Below are 6,419 nucleotides of genomic sequence, written 5' to 3'. Positions count from 1 at the left end.
CCCGTGTTACCTCTAGGTCCAGTAGCCCCAGTAGCGCCCGTGTTACCTTGAGGTCCAGTAGGTCCAGTAGGTCCTTTGCCGAACGAAGCGGAATTAACTAGAGTAGTTTGTAACTCTGCAATTAATTTAAGGAGTTTTTGGAGTGTGCAAGGATCAATTCGGAATAACTTTGTAATGTAAAGTAAATAATTAATTAAAATTTGAAGTTCAATAAATACAGCACTTGCTACGAAGTTTGGATTTTTTAATATGGTTATTAAATTTTTAATAACGGCCAATCCTTGTGCTTTCAGTGTGGAAGTAGCGTCTAGTGAACAGATGAATTTGCTTAGTAGTTGCAATGTATCTAATAGATCCTCTATGTTTTTGGGGGATGGATTAGCGAAAAGCCTAGGTATTATTTTTATTAAATCGTTAATAATTGCACGGAAAGTTCTAATTTGAATCTTAGTTATTGGGATTGTTGGGGTAGTTGGAAGTCGTCCGGCACTAGTTGGGAAACATGGTTTGGAGTATTTATTTTGATTGTCGTTACAATGAGACATTAAATCTCTCCTTTCTAATGAGAATGTGAACGAAACTCATCATAGTAGATGCAGAGAATAGATAAATGGTCATAGTAAAATGATTTGTTTAAAGAAAAAATAGAAAAAACGCCTTANNTAAGGCGTTTTTTCTATTTTCCGCGAATTGATAATATCGTTTTAGTGAGATTTTTGATTTGAAGCCAGCTAATTTGATGATTTCCGATTCTGGAGTTTGTTTATTTATTAGACGTAAAATAAAGGTGTTTCGGAAATGTTGTCCGGAGATGCCTTTTCGCAAATCCGCTCTAGCAACTTCAAGTCGAATCATCTTTTGAATTGCGATTTCTGTTAACCCTTTTGGTGCATCATTTTCATATACCCACCTGTATGTTCCGCGGTTAAAATCGAATGCGACAAACAATGGATCATCGCTATGGTACTTAGGGCGAACTGGTTCAGGGATGCTTTTGTAATAAGTATATAGTTGTTTTTTGTCTTCTTTCGTCAGGGGAATTGTTCTTTCTACCCCTGCGTTTGCTGGAATAGTTAGTGTGTTAGTTTCAAAGTGAACGTGATGCATAGTTAACGCTGTAAGTTCCTGTAAGGATAAACCATAGTCGATTAATAGGTTTAAAATAGCGATATTACGATCCATTAATAAAGGGCGCACGGGGCGCTGTTTTTCTGAAAGTCCTTCCAATGAAGTAACTATGTGTTTTAATTTTTTTTCTTCATCAGATGAAATGAAATCTTCGTTACGTAGTGTACGATCTGGTTGAATAGAAATTTCCATATTCTTTAATGGATTAGGAATGTTTAGAAAGTGATGCATTCTATTTAGTACAATAAATACACGATGCATTGTTTTCTCAGAGTAATGTCGATTCTTTTTTAATTCGGAAAAGTAATCTTCATAGTCTTTTGTACAAAGTGTAGCCCATATATTACTGGAAGGGAGCTTTTTGTTTTTTTCTAACCAATGTCCGAAATCTTCAATGTCATAAACATAACGCTTAATAGTTGAAGGTTTTCGGCCTTTATTCAATAAAAAAATAGAAAAGGCTTGTATTGTATCATGGAATTCCGTTGTCTCCATAGTCCCACCACCTTAATTATTTCTTATATTATAGCAAACTTTTCTGAAAATAGGCATTTGCAAGAGGGCAAGAATAATAATATTTGGTGAGTGGATAAAGTGAAATTTTAATCAGTGGGATTTCGTTCATCGCCCGCTGAACTTCCTCGTATTTGCTGAATTTTGAGGTGGGAGTCGTACTTCCTGTTAATACGGGATAAAATGAGGTGATTGAATGGAACAATCGATGCGTAAAAAAAATAATAATCAAATTAATATTGTGTTAAATCATCGGAAAAAAATTTCTTTACCGGCATCGGAAAAGAAAACGGTAATTTCAAATGAAACTACTACTAAACATGAAATGTTACAGAGAATTGAAGAAGAGATGGGAAAGCTTGTTGGGATGGATGATATAAAAAAAATAATAAAAGAAATATATGCTTGGATTTATGTGAATAAAAAAAGACAAGAGATGGGATTAAAGTCAGAGAAGCAAGTGCTTCATATGTTGTTTAAAGGAAATCCAGGTACGGGAAAGACAACTGTCGCTAGAATGATAGGGAAGTTATTGTTTGAGATGAATATTTTATCAAAAGGGCACTTAGTCGAAGCGGAGCGTGCGGATTTAGTGGGTGAGTACATCGGACATACAGCTCAAAAAACAAGAGATTTAATAAAGAAAGCAATGGGGGGGATTTTGTTTATAGATGAGGCGTATTCTTTGGCGCGAGGGGGAGAGAAGGATTTTGGAAAGGAAGCCATTGATACACTTGTAAAGCATATGGAAGATAAACAACATGGTTTTGTATTGATTTTGGCAGGATATTCAAGAGAGATGAATCATTTTCTATCATTAAACCCGGGATTACAATCTCGTTTTCCATTTATTATTGAGTTTGCGGATTACTCAGTAAATCAGTTATTGGAAATTGGGAAAAGGATGTATGAAGAGCGTGAATACCAATTGTCGAAAGAAGCTGAATGGAAATTTAGAGATCATTTGCACGCTGTAAAGTATTCATCGCAAATTACATCGTTTAGTAATGGGCGATATGTACGGAATATTGTTGAAAAATCGATTCGTACACAAGCGATGCGTTTGTTACAAGAAGATTCGTATGATAAGCATGATTTAATTGGGATATCAAGTATGGATTTAATGTTGGAAGAGGAGACGCACAGTACATAAACTGTGCGTCTATTTTTGTATACAATCCTGTTTGTTATTTTTTTGTTTTTCCGCGATAAGATTTATGGAAACGTTCCATTTTGGCGCTTTTTTCGTGAGCGGAATTAGGATCGTGCCCAATTTGGTCTACTGAACTTTTTTGAGCACCTTTATTAACATGGTTTGTCATTTGTATTCACCTCGCTTTGAGGATTAGTATAAACATTATGTAAAGAAAAAATCGTTAGAAAAGAAAAACCTCTTTACGCTATGTAAAGAGGTTCGATTGCTATTTGTGCATGGAACGTTCGTTTGTGTCGATACGTCTATGCGGTAAATGCCATTTGTAATGAATAGAAATCATGCGGAAGCAAACAATTAAAATGAATAAGGTGTATAGAGCCCAGTCGCTAACGATAATTTGAGCGCCGATTAAGAAACCTGCTAGAATCGTCCAGAATGCATATACTTCAGCTCGAAGGACGAGTGGTTTTCTGCGGGCTAAAAGATCGCGGATGATGCCACCGCCAATACCGGTTAAAACAGCTGCTACGATTGTAGCACTAATTGGTAAATTTAATTTTTGGGCATATAATGCTCCTTGTACGGCGAATGCTGATAAGCCGATAGCGTCCGTGATGTTTTCCCACTTCTTCCAATGTCTAATTAATTTATTTGGAAAAAGAAAAATAATAGTCATTGATAATAGTGCGATTTGGAATAACATGTCTTGTTGCCAAAACGCGACAATCGGATAACCGATTAGTAAATTACGAAGGGCACCTCCCCCAAATGCGGTTGCCATTCCTAAAATGTACACCCCGAAAATATCATAATCTTCTTCCATTGCAACAATGGCTCCGCTTAGTGCGAAAGCGATTGTGCCTATGATGCTAAAAATCTCCCATGCCATGAATTTTCTCCCCCGCTAACTAGATGAAATGTGCTTCCTCTGCTATTATATTAGAAGGTTTAAATTTCGAAAAGGATGAGTGAACATATTTGATGGAAGAAAAAGAAAAAGTCATATTGGTAGGGTGTCAATTGCCGCAAGATGACGATGAAAAATTTATGCATTCCATGAAAGAACTTGCATCGTTAGCAAAGACTGCTCGAGCAGAAGTATTAGTGTCAACAACACAAAAACGCCCGAAATTTCATCCGGCGACTTATATAGGAAAAGGTAAGTTAGAAGAACTGACGATGCTAACTCAAGAATTAGAACCAGATGTAATAATATTTAATAACGAGTTAACGCCGAGTCAAATTCGGAATGTATCCTCAGTACTAGAGGCAAGAGTAATTGATCGAACGCAGCTTATACTAGATATTTTTGCGCAACGAGCGAAATCGAGAGAGGGTAAACTTCAAGTAGAGTTGGCTCAGTTGCAATATACAATGCCGCGTCTTATGGGACAAGGTCTCTCATTATCACGTCTTGGTGGGGGTATTGGTACAAGAGGGCCAGGAGAGACGAAGCTTGAAACGGATCGTCGGCATATTCGATCACGAATTGATGAAATAAAGAAACAACTAGCTGTTGTTGTGGAACATCGGAAAAGATATCGTGAGAGAAGGAAAGATAATAAAGTATTTCAAGTTTCATTAATTGGGTATACAAATGCAGGGAAATCTACATTGTTTAATAGATTAACGGAAGCTGATACGTTTGAAGAAAACTTATTATTTGCGACGTTAGATCCGACAACAAGAAAGATGCCGTTACCTTCGGGTTATACCGTACTTTTGACTGATACGGTTGGTTTTATACAAGATTTACCGACATCGTTAATTGCTGCTTTTCGTTCGACGTTAGAAGAAGCTGGTGAAGCGGATGTCATTTTACATGTTGTTGATGCTGCGGACTCTAACTATGTAGGACATGAGAAAACAGTAAAGAAATTATTGATGGAACTGGAAATTAATCATATCCCTATTATTACGTTATATAATAAAAAAGATGAATTACATCAAAACTTTATTCCATTTCCGAAAAATGACTTTTTAATGACTAGTGCTTTTGAAGAAAATGATTTATTACATATAAAAGAAGCGATAGAAAAGAAAATGAAAGAAGAAATGGGCCGTTATCGAGTGGAAATTCCTCCGAGTGAAGGTAAGTTGTTAACGCTATTAAAAACGGAAACCTTATTAACGAAGATGGAGTTTTTGGAAGATAAGTTTGTATATGATTGTACAGGATATATATTTGCTCATTCGTCATTTAATGGGCAATTAAAGAGATTTTTAGTGGAAGAAGGAGAAAATAAAAATGTTTGATCGTTTGAAAAATGGAGAAAAAATTGCTCCAATCGTAAAAGAAGTAGAAAGTCAAATTACAGAAGTACATAAACGTGCGGATGAGGTAGTTGAAAGTAATCAATTTCGTGTATTAGAAAGTTTTCGTAAACATAAAATTAGTGATTCGCATTTTATTCCAACGACAGGTTATGGGTATGATGATATTGGTCGTGATACGTTAGAAAAAGTGTATGCTGATGTATTTGGAGCTGAAGCTGGTCTTGTGCGTCCTCAAATTATTTCGGGTACGCATGCTATTTCTACGGCTTTATTTGGTATTTTACGCCCTGGTGATGAATTGTTGTACATTACGGGGAAACCGTATGATACGTTAGAAGAAATTGTTGGTGTACGCGGAAAAGGTGTAGGTTCATTCAAAGAATATAATATTGGTTATAATGCAGTTCCACTAACTGAAGAGGGGCTTGTTGATTTTGGAGCTGTTGCAGCTGCGATCCATAGTAACACGAAGATGATCGGTATTCAGCGTTCAAAAGGATATGCTACTCGTCCGTCGTTTACTGTTTCACAAATTAGAGAGATGATTGCGTTCGTTAAAGAAATTAAACCTGATGTTGTCGTATTTGTAGACAACTGTTATGGTGAGTTTATTGAAGAACAAGAGCCGTGTCATGTTGGTGCGGACTTAATGGCAGGTTCTCTTATTAAAAATCCAGGCGGTGGGATAGTTAAAACTGGTGGTTACATTGTCGGGAAAGAACAGTATGTTGAAGCGTGTGCGTATCGCTTAACATCTCCGGGAATTGGTGCGGAAGCAGGGGCATCTTTATACAGTCTGCAAGAAATGTATCAAGGTTTCTTCTTAGCACCGCATGTTGCGGGGCAAGCGCTGAAAGGTGCGATTTTTACAGCTGCATTTTTAGAAAAGCTAGGGATGAATACATCGCCCGCGTGGAATGCGCCAAGAACGGATTTAATTCAGTCTGTTCAATTTGATGATAAAGATCGTATGATTGCGTTCTGTCAAGCGATTCAATATGCATCTCCGATTAATTCTCATTTCACGCCGTATGCAAACTATATGCCGGGTTATGAAGATGATGTGATTATGGCTGCGGGAACGTTTATTCAAGGTGCAAGTATTGAATTGTCTGCGGATGGCCCAATCCGAGCACCTTATGTTGCATATGTGCAAGGTGGATTAACGTATTCGCATGTTAAAATTGCGATTTGTTCTGCAATTGATGAATTAATTGAAAAGAATTTGTTAACAATTTCTTAAAGGGAAGCTGTCGATTTTGACGGCTTTTTTTCGTATGAAAGTATTGATTTGTACCATTAGAAAAAAGAATGAAAAAACTTATAAAAAAATCATGTAAGAAAA

General features: G+C 36.6%; 7 protein-coding genes. 3 read left to right on the top strand and 4 right to left on the bottom strand.

Annotation, left to right across the window (positions count from 1 at the left end; translation table 11 throughout):
• The coding region (locus tag COE49_RS04690) for a collagen-like protein (protein WP_141556608.1) at positions 1–545 on the bottom strand (545 nt) is incomplete at its 3' end.
• A gap of 88 nt (positions 546–633) precedes the next feature.
• Positions 634–1,623 carry a tyrosine-type recombinase/integrase gene (locus tag COE49_RS04685; protein WP_098357367.1) on the bottom strand — a complete coding sequence of 330 codons (990 nt, stop codon included), beginning with the start codon at positions 1,621–1,623 and terminating at the stop codon, positions 634–636.
• Between the two features lie 214 nt (positions 1,624–1,837).
• On the opposite strand from COE49_RS04685, the gene spoVK reads away from it, so the two are divergent.
• Entirely contained in the window at positions 1,838–2,794 is a 957-nt protein-coding gene (gene spoVK / locus COE49_RS04680) for a stage V sporulation protein K (RefSeq protein WP_098252554.1), read from the top strand.
• A 34-nt stretch (positions 2,795–2,828) separates the two neighbouring features.
• Here the strand turns inward: spoVK and COE49_RS27905 are convergent, their stop codons facing one another.
• Complete coding sequence (locus COE49_RS27905) at positions 2,829–2,963, bottom strand: hypothetical protein (protein WP_000181490.1); 135 nt, start codon at positions 2,961–2,963, stop codon at positions 2,829–2,831.
• A 99-nt stretch (positions 2,964–3,062) separates the two neighbouring features.
• On the bottom strand, positions 3,063–3,686 hold the full coding sequence (locus COE49_RS04675) for a trimeric intracellular cation channel family protein (RefSeq protein ID WP_088230019.1): 624 nt from the start codon (positions 3,684–3,686) through the stop codon (positions 3,063–3,065).
• A 92-nt stretch (positions 3,687–3,778) separates the two neighbouring features.
• Here COE49_RS04675 and hflX point away from each other — a divergent pair, with 92 nt between their 5' ends.
• Entirely contained in the window at positions 3,779–5,053 is a 1,275-nt protein-coding gene (gene hflX / locus COE49_RS04670; protein ID WP_140417325.1) for a GTPase HflX, read from the top strand.
• Positions 5,046–6,317, top strand: a complete 1,272-nt coding sequence (locus tag COE49_RS04665) for a methionine gamma-lyase family protein (RefSeq protein WP_098252555.1) — start codon at positions 5,046–5,048, stop codon at positions 6,315–6,317. Before hflX ends, COE49_RS04665 begins: the two co-directional genes overlap by 8 nt.
• The last annotated feature ends 102 nt before the right edge of the window (positions 6,318–6,419 follow it).

Source organism: Bacillus sp. AFS029637 (assembly GCF_002584985.1).
GTDB lineage: Bacteria > Bacillota > Bacilli > Bacillales > Bacillaceae_G > Bacillus_A.
The sequence above is the reverse complement of the archived record's forward strand: the minus strand, read 5'-3'. Positions and strand labels throughout refer to the sequence as shown.